This window comes from Indolivaga alginatilytica, assembly GCF_003201355.1.
Classification (GTDB): Bacteria; Bacteroidota; Bacteroidia; order Bacteroidales; family Dysgonomonadaceae; genus Dysgonomonas_A; species Dysgonomonas_A alginatilytica.
On the sequence record NZ_QICL01000006.1, the window covers coordinates 73,553 to 91,010 of the forward strand.

The 17,458-nt window shown below is 37.9% G+C and carries 6 protein-coding genes; 5 read left to right on the plus strand and 1 reads right to left on the minus strand.

The window, feature by feature from the left end:
- Nucleotides 1-52: 52 nt before the first annotated feature.
- Nucleotides 53-1,315: a BACON domain-containing protein gene (locus CLV62_RS06970; RefSeq protein ID WP_110310066.1), complete on the plus strand. Its 1,263-nt coding sequence runs from the start codon at nt 53-55 to the stop codon at nt 1,313-1,315.
- 16 nt (nt 1,316-1,331) lie between these two features.
- On the opposite strand, the gene CLV62_RS06975 is transcribed toward CLV62_RS06970, so the two are convergent.
- The gene (locus CLV62_RS06975) at nt 1,332-5,654 is read right to left on the minus strand and encodes a two-component regulator propeller domain-containing protein (protein WP_110310067.1); all 4,323 of its coding nucleotides are present in this window, start codon (nt 5,652-5,654) and stop codon (nt 1,332-1,334) included.
- Between the two features lie 161 nt (nt 5,655-5,815).
- Between CLV62_RS06975 and CLV62_RS06980 the strand changes: the two genes are divergently transcribed.
- From CLV62_RS06980 to CLV62_RS06995, 4 genes are all read left to right on the plus strand, one after another.
- A complete protein-coding gene (locus CLV62_RS06980) occupies nt 5,816-8,812 on the plus strand; it encodes a glycoside hydrolase family 2 protein (RefSeq protein ID WP_110310068.1) in 2,997 nt (998 codons plus the stop codon).
- A gap of 189 nt (nt 8,813-9,001) precedes the next feature.
- Nucleotides 9,002-12,187, plus strand: a complete 3,186-nt coding sequence (locus tag CLV62_RS06985) for a SusC/RagA family TonB-linked outer membrane protein (RefSeq protein ID WP_110310069.1) — start codon at nt 9,002-9,004, stop codon at nt 12,185-12,187.
- Between the two features lie 101 nt (nt 12,188-12,288).
- Nucleotides 12,289-13,797, plus strand: a complete 1,509-nt coding sequence (locus tag CLV62_RS06990) for a RagB/SusD family nutrient uptake outer membrane protein (RefSeq protein WP_110310070.1) — start codon at nt 12,289-12,291, stop codon at nt 13,795-13,797.
- Nucleotides 13,798-14,262: 465 nt separating this feature from the next.
- Nucleotides 14,263-17,373 (plus strand): SusC/RagA family TonB-linked outer membrane protein, encoded by a 3,111-nt coding sequence (locus tag CLV62_RS06995; protein ID WP_110310071.1) that lies wholly within the window; start codon nt 14,263-14,265, stop codon nt 17,371-17,373.
- Nucleotides 17,374-17,458 lie beyond the last annotated feature (85 nt).

Below are 17,458 nucleotides of genomic sequence, written 5' to 3' on the forward strand. Positions count from 1 at the left end.
TGCAATTAATGGGTTTATTCTTAGTTGCAAACCACTATCTATCTGTGAAAATATGAAAAACAACTTCTTGATTTTTTCTTTGCTTCTCTTTTTATTGTCCTCTTGTGACGGAAAAGAAGATAGTATACAGTCCGAGTTTATACAACTATCTCAAAAGGAAATCAGTTTCGACCATAAGGAAGGAAAAGACACGATAGGGCTAAGAACAAATACTTCTTGGGAAATTGAGAATGTTCCGGAGTGGTTGACTGTCAGTAAACAAAAAGGAACACAAGAAGATACGGATGTTATTATTGTTACTCAGGCAAATAATCAAAGTGAGACCCGTGAGTTTGAATTAATCTTTCAGACAAAATATGAAAAAATAGCAATACATATCTATCAGGAAGCTAAGCCTAAGCCCGAATACACCTTGCCCTGGTTGGGATTTGCTGATGGAAAACTCGTAAGTGGAACTTATTCTGAGACTGAACCTTTTGATTTGGAATTCGAAACAGATGAACTATTTATTAATGCTTCAAATAAAGAATTGATATTTCCGGGAAGCCTATTTGCCGGCAATCTGACTAATTATCCTAAATTAGATGCAATAAAGGGATATATATATAATCCGATGACGATAACTATAGGAAGTATTACAAACTTTACGATAGAAGAAAATTATATGCCTACCTATGAAACTTATCAAAAAATAGAAAAAGAAGGTATAGATAAATTTTCTTCTAATGCTAATTTATCTATGCCAGATTCATATGGAGAATATTATTATTCTCGTCGCCATTTACATTGCATCGGTCTTTCAAGGCTTGGAATTTCGTTGGAAGAGTTATTAAACGGAAAAACCTATAAAGAAGAATCGATGAAACATGAATATGGATTAATATATCGGATATCCAATATTAAATTCAATACAATTATGGATTTTCCATACCCTTCTCTACTAAAAAACGAATTGAACAAAGACGAATTTACACCTCTAAATCCGAATTATATTTCGGAAATTAATTATACAAACAATACATTACTATTGGTGGAGTCGGATTTTGATAGAGAAACAGTGAACTCTATAAAATTGAAACTAAATAAGAATGAACAATTAAATAATGATGAGATAACAAAAGCAAAACAAATGGATGCTTATTACCTTTATTTGGTTTCAGTTGGAGAATTTAAAGTAATAAAAGGAAATTTGATAGAAGTTGCTAACCAATTAAAAAATCAAGCAGTAAAGGCTGTTATTGTTCCTACGTCTTTCACCTTCACCGATTACTATAATGGAGCAGGAGTTGTAAATTATAAGATACATGTAGAATAGATACTGACAATAGTATCTAGTCTACTGATTTAGGCTCTTCTTTTGGTTGACCGTATTTCGATGGTGAACAATTGTATTGAGCCTTGAAACATTTACTAAAATAAAACGGATCTTCGAATCCTACTTTATACGATATTTCCGACACAGTAAATTCTCCTGTTAGTAACATCTCAGCAGCTCTTTTCAGCCTTTTTATTTTTATCAGTTCATTGGGTGAGAATCCCGTAATACCTTTAACTTTCTTGTAGAAAATAGTTCTCCGAAGTTTAGATAGTTCTGCAAAACGATCCACAGAAAACTCACTATTCGAGATGTTTTGCTCTAAAATACGGTCGATAAGTTCGAAAAATTCTTTGTCCTTATCTGTTGCCGTAATCAGATTACCATCCAGTACATATTCGTTTGAGAATCTTTTCTTTAACTGTTCGCGTTGTTCTATCAGTTTAAAAACTCTGGTTGTGAGGTATTTAATGCTGAACGGTTTCATTATATAGGCATCTGCACCGCTTTCGATACCCTCCAATTGATGCTCGATAGAAGAATGAGCTGTTAATAATATAATAGGGATATGACAAGTCTGAAACTCGTGCTTTAGTAGGCGTGTAACTTCAAAGCCATCCATTTCGGGCATCATAACATCACAAATAATCAAATCGGGATTTGTTTCAATTGCTTTTTGAAGTCCTTGTTTTCCATTCTCAGCCGAATCTACCATGAAATACCTGCTAAACTCATCAATCAGAAAGTCACGTATATCATCATTATCATCAATGATCAGCATTTTGTAATTGGCAAGAGTCGATTCACTTATTTCGGGTAAAATATGGGTTATTTGCTCTATGGGCGAAATTGTGCTGATATTCTCATTAATAATATCGGGTAAGGACATATTTATAAAATTCTCTCCTTCGTATACCTCTTTAGATGCTGATAATTCAACATGAAAGATTGATCCTCCGTTCGTGTTATTCTCGTACCATATTTTTCCTTTATGTGATTCCACAAATTCTTTTACAAGAGATAATCCTATTCCTGTACCGGACGAAGAAAAATTGATTTGCATGAATCTACTGAACAAGAGATGCTGTTTTTCTTTATCAATGCCTATACCATTGTCTTTAACTGAAATAATGCAAGTTTCGTTTTTAGGATTGATGTTTATAGTTATTTCTATTTCTCCATCTTTGGGTGTAAATTTGAAAGCATTGGATAGTAGATTATATATTATTTTATCGACCTTACGGCGATCTATATACATCCTCAAAGAATCCGGTTGGCTAGTAAAAGTATAGGTAATGTTTTTCCGTTCGGCAATCTCTTGGAAGCCCGAATATATTTCCTGAATGAATTCTATCATGTCTATCTCTTCCAGATCGAGAGTTAAAACATTGTTTTGAAGTTTTCTAAACTCAAGTAACTGATCTATAAGTCTACTTAATGTATTTGAGTTTCTACCCAGAATATTAAGTTGTTTCTTTATATTATCGGGAATATTTGATTGTTCGTTCATGTTTTCCATAGCTCCTTGAATAAGAGTGAGCGGAGTTCTGAACTCATGCGATATATTAGTAAAGAAACGCAATTTGTGATTGGTAAGTTGCTTTTCTACTTGAACTGCATTATTCAGTTTCCCGAATTTATAGATTAAGCGGAAAGCAAAATACAAGGCACAGATCAGCAATAAACTGTATAGGATGTATGCGTATGTCGATTTCCAGAAAGGAGGGGTAACCTCTATTTCTATCTGAGTAATTTTATCACTCCATACCCCGTCGCTATTTGCTCCTCTTACCTTGAATATATATTTTCCCGCAGGTAGGTTTTTATAAGTTGCACTATTGTCGTGTTTGGGTGTACTCCATTTTTTGTCGTAGTTTTCGAGCATATAAGAATATAAATTCTTCTCGGGAGAACCTAGCGTGAGTGACGCAAATTGTATTGTAAATGTATTTTGCTTGTAGCTCAAATCTATTTTATCTGAGAATGAAATTGACTTTTGAAGAGGCGAACCAGAGCTTCCGATTTCTGCTTTCTGATCATATAAAAAGAAGTTTGTGAAAGTAACGGGTGGAGTGTTCTGCTCTGCCACAAAGCTTCTCGGATTAAATATAAGTAGCCCGTCGAGGCTTCCCCAAAGCATATTTCCGTCTAAACATTTAAGATTGGCATTTTCGTTGAAATGATTTCCGTATGTGTTTTCTGAAAAATGATAATTGGTAAATGAATTATATTGCTTGTCGAATTTTGAGATTCCGTTTTCGCTGCTGATCCATAATTGATTATTGTTATCCTCCAGAATACCTGAAACTATATCACCCGACAAACCGTTGATGGTTGTAAATGCCTCAAAGCTTCCCCCCTGATCCGTATCTCCCAGATATTTATTGAGTCCACCACCGGCAGTACCTATCCATATCTGTCCGTTTTCATCTTCATATATTGTTTTTACGTCATTACTGCTTAATGTATTTGCCTTTTGCAGATTCAATTTATAGGCTGTAAATTCAAGAGGATTATTTATAATCTTCTCCGGCTCGAATTTAATGATACCATCGCTGGTTCCAACCCATATCAATCCTTTACTATCCTGATATATACAACGTATATAACGTCTGTTTCCTTCCTGATTAAATAATTGGATAAAAGGCGATGCATCTGTGTTTTCTTGAAGCAGATTGATTCCTCCGCCGAATGATCCTACCCAAAGACGATCATCGTTATCGAGTAATAAACTGAATATCGAATTGTTACTCAGACTATTCGGGTTAGCTGCATCGTTCTTGTAATGCGCTATTTGCTTGAATGTTTTAGTATCAAATAGATATAAGCCATTGCCCTTTGTTCCTACCCACATTCTACCCTTTTTGTCTTCCGTCATTGTATACGGATTCAAATCTTCGTAAATCTGCTTGATCGATTTTATGCTGTGATCGTAAACATAAAGACTCCCGTTCTTAGTTCCTACCCAGATATTGTTATTTGAGTCTTCAAAGATCGTTTTTACACTGTTGTTCTTGCCAATGGATATTTTATTCTCGGGTCTTATGTATTGTATATCGTAATTGGGTTTTACGGCTTTTATAATACCTGCATATTCGCTACCTAACCATAGGTTGCCAAATTTGTCTTCGGTGATAGATAGAAGGTAATCGGAGCTTAAACTATTTTCTCCTGATGTATATTTATAATTCTGAAGGTATTTGCTTTTAGGGTCATAAGAGAATAATCCATTGCCGTAGGTGGTGATCCATACTATATCTTTCGAATCAATAAAGATGTTGTATCTCTCTTCGTCTATAATATTTATAATATTCTTAGGGATGAGTTGAAGCTTATTCACCTCACTGTTCTGTATATTATAATGCCACATATATCCCGTGTGGTTAAATATCCATACGTTTTGTTTTTTATCTGTGATAAGTTGTATATTCCCTCTCAAATCGGGATCTTTAGCCCACTCGGGAGTAGTATATTCGCTGTTTCTGATATTAAAGAGCTTAACTCCCGATGCTTTTGTTACTACAAGCAATTGGTCTATTCTGGTTTTTGCCATATCCGTAAGAACAGACGGTATTTGAATGGTTGTAACAGGCTCGAATGCTTTTCTTTTTATATCATAGATCAATATACCTGCTTGCTCTGTCGAAAAATATATTTTACTGTTCAGCTCCACAGCTTGCGATATATGATAGGTAGTATCTCTATTAAAAAAGCTTTCGGTTTTGTCTCCCTCTATTCTGTGTAGACCCGATTCGCCTCCATACCATATTATACCTTTAGAGTCTTCAAAAAGAAATCGTCCATTCCTTTTATTATTAGAAGGAATATCCGCTAAAAAAGCTTTTGATGTGAGACCTTGTTTACCTTTCTTTATACGCAGACATCCGTTGGTGTTCCCCCAAAGCCATATTTCGCCGTTTTTGGTTTCATGATAGTTTGTATAATATCTTGGAGTCTTGTCGGATATGTTTTCTTGGTAATCAATAAACGATTCTGTTTCGGGATTGTAACAACAGAATACATTCTTATAAGTTTTTATCCACAAATATCCGTTTTGGTCTTCAAATAGGTTTTTTATCCGATGATCTATTAACGATTTAGGGTTTCCTATCTGAGGTTTATAGGTCACAATCTGATAACCGTCGTATCTGTTGAGCCCGTCTACCGTTCCAGCCCAGATAAAACCTCTTCTGTCCTGTAAAATATCTCTTACCGTATTTTGAGATAGTCCGTCCTTGGTGGTTATCTGGGAAAAATGGAGTTCTCTGTTCTTGGCATTTGCAAAGTTGCAAATGAAGAAAATAAGCAAAGTTATAGATAGGGTGATTTTGGTATTCATTATGCACGCATTTAGATCAGGGTTTCTTATTCAAAATTAAAATAAAAAATGACATAGATATTAATAGTGTCAAATTATATAGTTGAATGGACAAAATTCCATGTTTTATTCGGCTTTATGGAAATACTTTTGATGGTAACTAAATCTAATTAAAACCGGCTATGAAACAACGCATAAATTTTTTTCGCTGTAAAGCCTGTATTGTGCTGCTCATTTTGTCACTAACGAGTAGCTTTGCTATCCCTTTAACTAAAGGGAATCAGCGGGTAAGGTATAATTTTAATTCTCAGTGGGTTCTTAAAGCGGGAGATGTGGCAGGTGCTGCTAAAGCAGACTTCGACGATGCTTCCTGGACAAAAATAACACTACCCCGAGCTTTTAATGAAGATGATGCCTTTAAAGTGCCGATCGAAGATCATACAACCAATATTGTATGGTATCGGAAGCATTTTAAACTATCGCCCAATGATAAAGGAAAGAAGGTTTTTCTGGAGTTCGAAGGTATTCGCTTTGGAGGTGACTTTTATCTGAATGGAAAGCAGATAGCTATTCACGAAAACGGTGTAATGGCTTTTGGAATAGACATTAGCGATGATGTTGTTTTCGGAAATAAAGAAAATGTTCTGGCTGTACGAATTGATAATTCGTGGAAGTATGCCGAGCGTGCTTCGGGTACTACCTATCAGTGGAATAATATAAATTTCAATGCCAATTACGGAGGTATACCCAAAAATGTATTTCTGCATATTACAGACAAAGTATATCAGACTTTGCCGCTTTACAGTAACCTCAAAACTACAGGTACATACATTTATGCACGTGAAATAAATATCACGAAAAAGAATGCGCTCATATTTGCAGAATCGGAAGTTAAGAATGAACATTCAGTAGCCAAAACGGTTAGTCTGGAGATGCAAATAGAAAACATGGGTGGTGATGTGATAAAAAAGATTAAATCTTTGCCCGTTGATCTAAAAGCAGGAGAAACAAAGACTTTGGCTGTGAATAGTTTTGTTGATGATCTTCAGTTCTGGAGTTGGGGTTATGGCTATCTGTACGATGTATATACCATTCTCTATGTAGATAATATTCCCGTAGATGTGGTAAAAACAAGAACAGGTTTTCGGAAAACAGCCTTTCGTAATGGAATGGTTGAGCTGAACGATCGTATTCTGCAAATGAAAGGTTATGCACAACGTACCAGTAACGAATGGCCTTCGGTAGGTATGTCTGTTCCCGCGTGGCTAAGCGATTTCAGTAATCGGATGATTGTTGAAGGAAACGGTAATCTCGTTCGGTGGATGCATGTAACGCCTTGGAAACAAGATGTAGAATCGTTTGACAGAGTGGGACTTATACAAGCCATGCCTGCTGGAGATGCCGAAAAAGACGTTAATGGCAGACAGTGGGAACAGCGAGTAGAGTTGATGCGTGATGCTATTATTTACAATCGGAATAACCCGAGTATTCTTTTCTATGAATCAGGAAATGAGTCTATCAGCGAAGATCATATGGCAGAAATGAAGGCTGTAAGAGATCTTTACGATCCTTATGGTGGTCGTGCTATCGGTTCGCGTGAGATGTTGGATAGTAAAATTGCCGAGTATGGAGGCGAGATGCTATATATAAATAAAAGCGGACGGATACCGATGTGGGCAACCGAATATTCGAGAGACGAGGCATTGCGTAAATATTGGGACGAATTTTCTCCTCCTTATCATAAAGACGGAGACGGACCTTTGCATAAAGGCAAGGATGCAAGCGATTATAATCGCAATCAGGATTCGTTTGCAAAAGAAGCAGTTATCCGTTGGTTCGATTATTTTAGAGTACGCCCCGGAACGGGTAGGCGAGTAAGCTCGGGTGGAACTAATATTATATTTTCGGACTCTAATACACATTATCGCGGAGCTGAAAATTATAGACGCAGTGGCGAAGTAGATGCTATGCGTATACCCAAAGATGCTTTTTATGCCCATCGGGTTATGTGGGACGGATGGGTTGATATTGAGAATCATCGTACGCATATTGTAGGGCATTGGAATTATACCCCTCAAACCGTAAAAGATGTTTTCGTTGTCTCCTCAGGAGATCAAGTCGAACTATTTATCAACGGACAATCTAAGGGAATGGGAGAAAGAAGTTCTCAGTTTCTGTTTACCTTCAAAGATATAAAATGGCAGGAAGGAAAGATCGAAGCAATCAGTTACAGCAATAACAAAACAGAGCTAAGCCGAAGTGAGATACAAACAGCAGGAGAGCCTTTTGCCTTGAAGATGAAAGTAATGAATGCCCCTGATGGTTTTAAAGCAGATGGCGCAGATCTGGCATTGATTGAGGTTGAAACTGTTGATAAAGAAGGGAATCGCTGCCCTGCATCCGAAGTATTGGCATCGTTTACTCTTTCGGGACCTGCCGAATGGAGAGGTGGTATTGCTCAGGGAAAAGACAACTATATTTTATCAAAGGAACTGCCTCTTGAATCGGGCGTGAATCGCGTATTAATCCGATCTACTAATAACACGGGAAGGGTTACATTGACTGCATCGGCAAAAGGTCTGAAGCCGACTACTGTTTCTTTCGAATCTGTTCCTTTTAAACAAAAAGATGGGCTTGCAGAATATATCAGTGGCGAACACCAGCCATCTTATACGGAAAGAGGACAAACTCCTGTTGGGTCATCATTTATCCCAACCCGCCAGAGTATTGAGATTGTAGCTGCCACCGCAGGAAGCAACGAAGACAAAGCCAACTTAAGCTACGATGATAACGAGCTTTCGGAATGGACTAACGACGGAAACGTACGTACCGGCTGGATAAAATACGAGTTGGAACGTGATGCAACCATCTCGGAAATAGAGCTGAAACTCACCGGTTGGAGAATGCGCAGTTATCCTGTAATTATAACCGTAGATGATGTTGAAGTATATAAAGGTGATACCGAGAAAAGCTTAGGATATATTTCAATTCCAATAAAACCGACAAAAGGACGTTTCGTGAAAATCCAGCTTATAGGACAAAGCACCGATGAAGATGCTTTTGGCGGAATTGTTGAAGTAACAGGTACAAAAGAACTCGATTTGTACAAAGACCCCAATGCTTTAGATGCTAAAGGACAGCTGCGTATTGTAGAAGCAGAGGTTTATGAAGCCCTATAAATAATCATAAAGTCTTATTTTCTATGCTTCTGTATAAAAAAACATTTGCACAGATACCCTTGTAGCCTACTTTCGCTGAAGATTTAATGAATGTAAACATAAGAGCCATGAAAACTTAAAGAAAACTTAATTCCCGATACCTAAATCGGATGAAAAACCTGATCTAAGAATTACTTAAATTAAAAATCCATGAAAAATAAACTGAAAACGAATCAGAAGTTCGTATCGTTAACCCGATACCTGTTTCTGACAATGGCCTTCCTACTTTTGCCCGTGGCATATACTTATGCACAGCAAAAAACAATCAAAGGGACTGTCTTAGATGAACAAAATGCAGCTGTAATAGGTGCTTCGGTAAATGTTAAAGGAACTTCTGTCGGTACAATAACTGATTTAGACGGAGTATTTTCTATTCAAGCAAAGCCCACAGATATTTTAGAGGTTGCTTATGTCGGTTATGTAAGGCAATCTATTCCCATTAGTGGTAAATCGGATATTAAAGTTATACTAAAAGAAGATAATAAACTACTCGATGAAGTTGTAGTTGTGGGATATGGAACAGTAAAAAAAGCGAATGTTGTCGGATCGATCGCCCGAATTGATGAAAGTGCAATTGCCGATCGTCCGATCACAAGGGTTGAGCAAGCCTTACAAGGTCAAATGGCTGGTGTAAGTGTACGAAGTACATCAGGTTCACCGGGCGGTGACATCACCATAAATGTGCGTGGAGCTGCTTCTATTAATGGTGAAAGTTCTCCTTTGTATGTGGTGGACGGTGTTCCTATTGATAATCTTTCGGGAATAAATCCGAATGATATACAATCTATCGAAGTACTAAAAGATGCTGCCTCGGCGGCTATTTACGGTTCGCGGGGTTCGAACGGGGTTGTACTTGTTACTACCAAAAGGGGCAAAAAGGGTAAAGCCATTATCTCCCTTTCTGCTTATACAGGTATTGCGAATGTAGAAAAGACAGTAGATGTTATGAACTCGGGCGAGTGGATTGCTTTTAATAAAAAATGGCTGGACAGGCAATGGACTAATAAGACAGGGCAAAGTGTTTCCGTATCGCAAGCCGAGCGTATTGCATTTGCATCAAAGCAATCGGGTAAAACATATGATAACCGAACAGCTCTCAATGACATCAGAGCTTCTTATGGAATATATGACCCTTATTGGGGAACCGATAATTTGGAAACAATCGATTGGCAGGATGCAATATTCAAGTCAGCTCCTATAAGCGATATTCAATTGAATGCTGCGGGTGCTACAGAGAATGTTGTTTATTCAATATCAACAGGTGTTTTGCAACAAGAAGGAATTGTGGCAGGGTCGGCTTTCGATCGTTATTCGTTGCGTGCCAACTTTGATGTTAAAATGAACGACCGCATGAAATTAACTGTAAATATTGCTCCGTCATATGCTCTGAAGAAAGGTGCTAATGTAGATGGCAAGGATGCGGCAGTTGCACGTGCATTATCCTTTCCGGGTATAGTTCCTGCAGGAGCAGGCAGAATGGCGGGAGCCGATCCTTATAAGTTTTATGACTTGTGGGGTCCCGGTCCTAATAATGTAAGCCCTTATGTACAGGCTGTTTATAATGATAGACGAACCGAAGATGTACGTGTAAATTCTGCGGCGAATATGACTGTCAACATTATAGACGGGCTATCAGTAAACGGGCTTGTTTCATGGAACTTCAGATCAAATATGTGGAGAACATACAGCCCGACATGGATTCAAGGGACATGGGATACAGCCAAGCCCGGTGAAAAATCGAGCTCTCGTAAGGCTAGTTCGTTAACACACAGTCTTATGGGGCAGGCGATGATTAATTATGTTAAAGAATTTGGAAATCATTCTTTAGCAGCCATGTTGGCTCTGTCAGAGGAGAAAAATACAACAGAAAGTTCGGATCAGGGTCTAAGTGGCTTTGCTAATGATAAAACATGGGTATTCGATAAAAATTCGGGGACTACCGTAAACTACAATACGATTGATTATGGTCAGGATGCACTTATTTCTTATTTTGGGCGTATTCAATACGGATACAAAGACAGGTATTTAGTTACGACATCGCTCCGTAAAGATGGTTCTTCTAAATTTGGAAGTAATAGCCGTTGGGGATGGTTTCCATCTGTATCGGGTGCTTGGAAAGTAAACGAAGAAGATTTTATGAAGAAGTTCGAATGGCTTGGTACTGCCAAATTGAGAGCCAGTTGGGGGCTTGCAGGTAACGATCGTATAGGGTCTGCTGCGTTCCTGTCGAATATGGTTAGTGCTAATTATGTTTTTGGTGATGACCAAGCTATCCAGAATGGGTTTGTAGTCGGAAATATCTCTAATTCATTCTTAGGATGGGAGAAAACAGACAGTTATAATTTCGGTTTAGACTTAGGATTCTTTAAAAACAGAATATATATGCAGGCTGATGTGTATTATAAGAAAACGACCGATCTTTTATTGAAGGCTCCCACTTCATTAACCACAGGCTATTCATCGATGATGGATAATGTTGGAAATGTTGAAAACAGAGGATTTGAATTTGAATTAAATACCGTCAATTTAACGGGACAGTTCCAATGGAATTCATCTTTTAATATGTCAATAAATAGAAATAAAATAACAAGTTTAGGTTCTAATGACGGCGATATCAAATTAGGTCAGGGAAATACAATTATCCAAAGAGTTGGGCAAGCTATAAATTCGTACTATCTGCTAAAGGCAACAGGTGTGCTTCGTGCCGCAGATTTCGAATCGGATGGGGTTACACCCAAAAAAGGCATCGCTATATATTCGGGTCAAAAACCCGGTGATACTAAGTATTTTGATGCTACTGATGATGGTAAAATCACATCCGATGACTATATCGTAGCAGGTAAATACGAACCCGATTTTGAATGGGGTTTGATGAACACGTTCAAGTATAAGAATTTCGATATGTCTGTTCTTTTGCAAGGTAGGGTTGGAGGAGATTTATTGTCAATAGGTTCAAGAGGTTGGAATAGAGCAACGAATGATCCTAAATATAATTATATGGATCAGTGGTTGTATGATGCCTATTGGTCGGAAGAAGAACCGGGAAATGGAAAAGTTCCTGCCTTTTTCTCCGCAGTAACCAGTCAGTATGATACTAACTGGATGTACGATGCCGGTTATATAAGAATTAAGAATATAACACTCGGTTATGACATTCCGGTTAAAAAGGTTTTGAATAAAGCCCGTGTCTATTTCTCTTGTGATAATGTATATATGTGGGATAATTATTATCCCGGATTTTCACCCGAAGCCGCAACACAGGATAATGCTTCATCCGATTGGGGATCGTATCCGCTGGCAAGAACGTTTACAGTAGGAGTGAACATAACTTTTTAAGGTCTCAGACCTTTTTATTGCTTTAGCAAGCAAAACAACTATAGCTAGTTATAACTTTAAAGTATTGCATTAAATATTTTGTATTACTTAATACTGACATTATGAAAATAAATAAATTAATAATATTGTTTTTGTCCTTTGCCATGTTTTCGTGTACGAGCGATCTGGATATTATTCCGGTCGAAAATAATGTGTCGAATACTTTCTATTCAAGTGAATTAGAGGTAAATCAAGCCGCAATCGGTATTTATTCGAGATTGGGGAGAAGTGGCAGTAATCAGGACTTTCCAACGTTGTATTACTTATTAGTTTCGGAAGACCGTTCCGATATTCGTTATTTGGTTGGTGAAACCTCAGCACAGAATGACCAACTTGATATTCGCAAGTATTTGTTGACATCTTCAACGACTACAGTATCTACTATCTTTGCCCGGCTTTATTCCATGATTGCCGATGCAAATAATTTGCTGAGCAAAACGCCGGAGAACGAATATGTGCGTTATCGGGCAGAAGCCTGTTTCCTCAGGGCTTATGCTTATAGCGAGCTAGTAAGAGCTTTTGGACCGGTGTCGTTGGTTACAAAACCCATTGAAAATGGGGCCGCAGTACTTCTACCGCGTGAGCCTATTGAAACTATTTATGCACAAATTATAGAGGATTTAAATTATGCGGGAGCAAATCTGGATGAAGTATATACAGGGAAAAGTTCTGGGCGTGTCGGTAGTTTAGCAGCAAAAGCATTACTGGGGCAAGTATACATGACTATGGCGGGTAGCCCTTTAAAAGATGCTTCGGCAATGGTAAAAGCCGAGAGTGTATATGCTCAGATTATAGATAAAGTTTCGGCTCGTTTTGCGACCAATTATGCAGATATATTTACTTTACGCAATGAGAATAAATACGACTTATTCTCTGTGCAATTTGCTTCCGGAGGATTTGGAACCGGTTCAAGTTTACCCGGATATATTACAAGTTCGGGTTCAGGGGCTTCCCCTTTCCCCGAATGGGTGTATTCGTCATACGGACAACAAGGGCAAGATTTGAGGGTAGATACTTTACTTGTAAATGAGATGAAGTTGAATAACGATAAGCGATTGCCTGCAAGTGTTGATATGGGCTTTTGGAACAGTTTGGATGCTCAGAAAAGAGTGTGGGTGGTCAGAAATGTATTGACCAAGTTTTTAGAAAAAGATAATACCAATACAACTATAAAGTCATGGAATGATTTTCCTCGCAATTTCCCTATTATTCGTCCGGCAGAAGTACTTCTCTATTATGCAGAAGCTTTGATTGCTAACTCGAAACCCGGTGATGCAGCAAAATATATTAATAAAATAAGATCTCGTGCCGGTTTAGCAGACCTGACAACTATACCCACTTTGGACGATATTAAGAAAGAACGTAAATATGAGTTTATAGGTGAAGGAAAACGCTATTTTGATTTGGTTCGTTGGGGCGAATCCGAAGCAGTAGCTACTCTTGCGGCATTTGCTAAGTATTATCATTCGGAAACAAATGGCATAATTCCTACCAAAAGGGATTTACTGTTACCTATTCCTGATGATGAGATGAAAACGAGAACTAATTGGGTACAAAATTTCGGTTATTAGTATCATGTGTGATCTGTTTCTTAGATATTTGTAATGTTCTTCGGGTATTTATTGTAAGCAATCTTCCTTTTTTGCTTCAATAAATACCCGAAGTTGTAAATGATGATGCGCTAGATATCGTAAGAACAGATGCTTATAAAGACTTAGAACTAAGCCTTCAAATTTTACAGTCTCTTTTTGTATTTAATGCTAAATACCTGTTGCTCTATTTTGTAATTGTAACATTTATTGGTTGTTATGTTTTCTTAAGCAATAAAACGGTCTGTCTCCTTAATTAATTCAAATAAGTCTTATTTTCTATGTTTCTGTACAAAAATACATTTGTACAGATACCCTTGTAGCCTACTTTCGCTGAAGATTTAATAAATGTAAACATAAGAGCCATGAAAACTTAAAGAAAACTTAATTTCCGATACCTAAATCGGATGAAAAACCTGATCTAAGAATTACTTAAATTAAAAATCCATGAGAAATAAACTGAAAACGAATCTAAGTCTTGTGCCAGGAACAAGATACATGTTTTTGACGATGATCTTTCTTCTTTTGTCGGTAGCATACTCGTATGCACAACAAAGAACGGTTAAAGGATCTGTTTATGATGAAAATAACGAGCCTATTATTGGAGCCTCGGTCAGTGTGAAAGGTACTTCTGTTGGAACAATAACCGATTTGGATGGAGTATTTTCCATTGAAGCAAAAACTTCGGATGTTTTAGAAGTCGGATATATAGGCTATGTAAAGCAATCGGTACCCGTAGCCGGACAATCTCAGATTAAAATAGTATTAAAAGAAGATGCTCAATTGCTTGACGAAGTAGTTGTGGTTGGATATGGTATTATGAAAAAGAGCGACGTTACTGGTGCAATGGTAAACGTAAGCTCCGAAGAAATAAGAAAACTACCTGTAACAAATGCACTGCAAGCTATGCAGGGTAGAGCGGCAGGGGTTGATATAACATCGAATGAACGTCCCGGAGAGATCGGTAAAGTTCTTATTCGTGGTAGCCGTTCTTTAAATGCAAGTAACTCTCCACTGTATGTAGTGGATGGAATTCCCCTTTCGTCGGGAGGTATAGAGGCGCTTAACCCATTGGATATAGAATCTATTGATGTTTTGAAAGATGCTTCGGCAACAGCAGTATTCGGTTCGAAAGGAGCTAATGGTGTTGTGCTGGTTACTACTAAAAGAGGAAAAAGCGGAAAGATGTCTTTAGATTATTCTGGAATAGTAACGATCGAGAATATGTATGATCGTACCGAGATGATGAACTCTCCACAATACATAGAGTTCCGTCGTGATGCATTTCGCCGTGCATCTAAAAATACATATCCGGAAGTTCCTACTCTTGAAGCAGATAAAGCAATCTTCGGTCAAGACCCTATTGCTTGGGCTAATATCGAAAAAGGATGGGCCGGTGGAACCTTTAATGGAAACTTAGTACCTACAACCGATTGGACAGACTTAGTTCTGAGAACGGGTTTAACTCACGAGCATACACTGAGTGTAAGCGGAGGTACGGATAAAATGAGAACACATACTTCTTTTGGTTATCTTAATCAGGAAGGAACTCAAAAAGGTCAGGATTTTGAACGATACAATGTAAAAATAAGTACCGACATCAATCCCACAAAATGGTTCTCGATGGGTGCTTCTATAACCGGTACGTGGAGTGTTCAGAACTACGGGTATGCAACATCTAATGCAACAGGACCGGGCAATCTTTATTTTGCTGCTCGTGCCATGTTACCCTATGCAGTGCCTTTTGATGAAAATGGCAATCGTATAAACATGCCCGGCGGTGATGTTAATATCTTAAACCCCATAGGTGACGATCAGTATGTAATAAACGAACGTACAACCTTACGTACTCTGGGTAGTTTTTATGCAGAGATTAAGTTTATGGAAGGGTTACGCTATCGTGTAAACTTTGGTCCTGATTTCTATAACTACAGAAACGGACGTTTCATGGATGAGAGATCTTCGAACAGAGGAGCAGGTGAACCGGGTTCTACCAATTATGCTCAGTTGAATAAGACTCAACGTCTTTCGTGGACGTTAGATAACTTAATCTACTATGATAAAACATTCAATAAAGAACACAATCTGGGAGTAACCTTACTGCAAAGTTCGTCGAAGTTTCACGAAGAGACTTCTTCTATGACAGCCAGTAACTTGCCTTGGAGTAGTCAACTTTGGAATCAATTAAATTCGGTTAGTGCACTTGATGCTTTTGGATCGGGCTTAGTAGAAACTCAATTGCTGTCGTATATGGCTCGTGCCAATTATAGTTTTAATAGTAAGTATATGTTGACAGCATCGGCTCGTTGGGATGGAGCATCTCAGTTGGCAGAAGGCAATAAATGGGATTTCTTCCCATCGGCAGCTGTCGGCTGGCGTATAGATCAGGAAGACTTTCTTAAGAATCAGATATGGATCAATCAAATGAAAGTACGTTTGGGTGTAGGTTCAACCGGGAACGCAGCCATCGATCCATATCAAACAAAAGGAGGTGTAGAAACTCTGTATTACACATGGGGACCTTTAGTTGCTCCGGGTTATGTTCAATCTGACCCTTCGATGAAAGATCCGATAGTTATGCCCGATAGAAATCTGGGATGGGAGCGTACTACTCAGTGGAATCTTGGACTCGATTTCAGCTTCTTCAATAACAGGCTTAGCGGTAATCTGGATCTCTATACATCAACAACAAGCGATCTTCTGATGCAAAGAGATATTCCTTCCGTAACAGGATATACACGCGTTTGGACTAATATTGGAAAAACATCCAATAAAGGTATAGACTTGACATTGAATACTGTAAATATAGAGACTAGAGATTTTACATGGTCAACCAACCTTAACTTCTCGGCAAGTAAAGATAAGATACTCGAATTGGCAAATGGCAAAGAAGACATTCTGGCAAATAATTGGTTTATAGGTCAACGTCTGGGTGTTTTCTATGACTATCAGAAAGATAGAATCTGGCAAAATACTACTGAAGATTTAGCAGAGATGGCAAAATTCAATGCTAACGGGCATGCTTTTAAACCCGGTGATATTAAGATTGTAGACCAGAACGAAGATTACAAGATTGATGCTAATAATGACCGTAAAATTGTAGGTCAGAAAAATCCGAGTTGGACAGCAGGTTTTGTAAATACTTTTACATATAAAAACTGGGAGTTGTCGGTATTCATCTTCTCGCGATGGAATTTCCTGATGGAAACAGGTGCTGAGGCTTTACAAGGACGATTTGCTCAACGCGTTGTTGATTATTGGACACCTACCAATCCTACTAATGCTTATCCTGCTCCCAATTACGACCGAGCATCGGGCGACGACTTTAAGAGCTCTATGAACTATCAGGATGGATCATTTATCAAACTGCGTAACATTTCTCTAGGATATGTCTTTCCTCAAAAATATTTAGGGAATTTGGGTGTAACTAATCTGAAACTGTTTACTCAATTTAGAAACCCCGGACTATTGTATTCTAAAATTGATTGGATCGATCCCGATTTGGGAGGCTCTACATTCAATAGAGGTTTTATCGTAGGTATAAATATTGGTTTCTAAATATCATAGGATTGTGGTCTTTTAAGTAAGAGAAAGTACTTAATGATACATTTCTCAAAGATAACCAGCTTTAGTTATTGTACTT

Coding starts and splice junctions, on each gene's coding strand:
- CLV62_RS06970 (WP_110310066.1), top strand. CDS start 53: ATGAAAAACAACTTCTTGATTTTTTCTTTGCTTCTCTTTTTATTGTCC.
- CLV62_RS06975 (WP_110310067.1), bottom strand. CDS start 5,654: ATGAATACCAAAATCACCCTATCTATAACTTTGCTTATTTTCTTCATT.
- CLV62_RS06980 (WP_110310068.1), top strand. CDS start 5,816: ATGAAACAACGCATAAATTTTTTTCGCTGTAAAGCCTGTATTGTGCTG.
- CLV62_RS06985 (WP_110310069.1), top strand. CDS start 9,002: ATGAAAAATAAACTGAAAACGAATCAGAAGTTCGTATCGTTAACCCGA.
- CLV62_RS06990 (WP_110310070.1), top strand. CDS start 12,289: ATGAAAATAAATAAATTAATAATATTGTTTTTGTCCTTTGCCATGTTT.
- CLV62_RS06995 (WP_110310071.1), top strand. CDS start 14,263: ATGAGAAATAAACTGAAAACGAATCTAAGTCTTGTGCCAGGAACAAGA.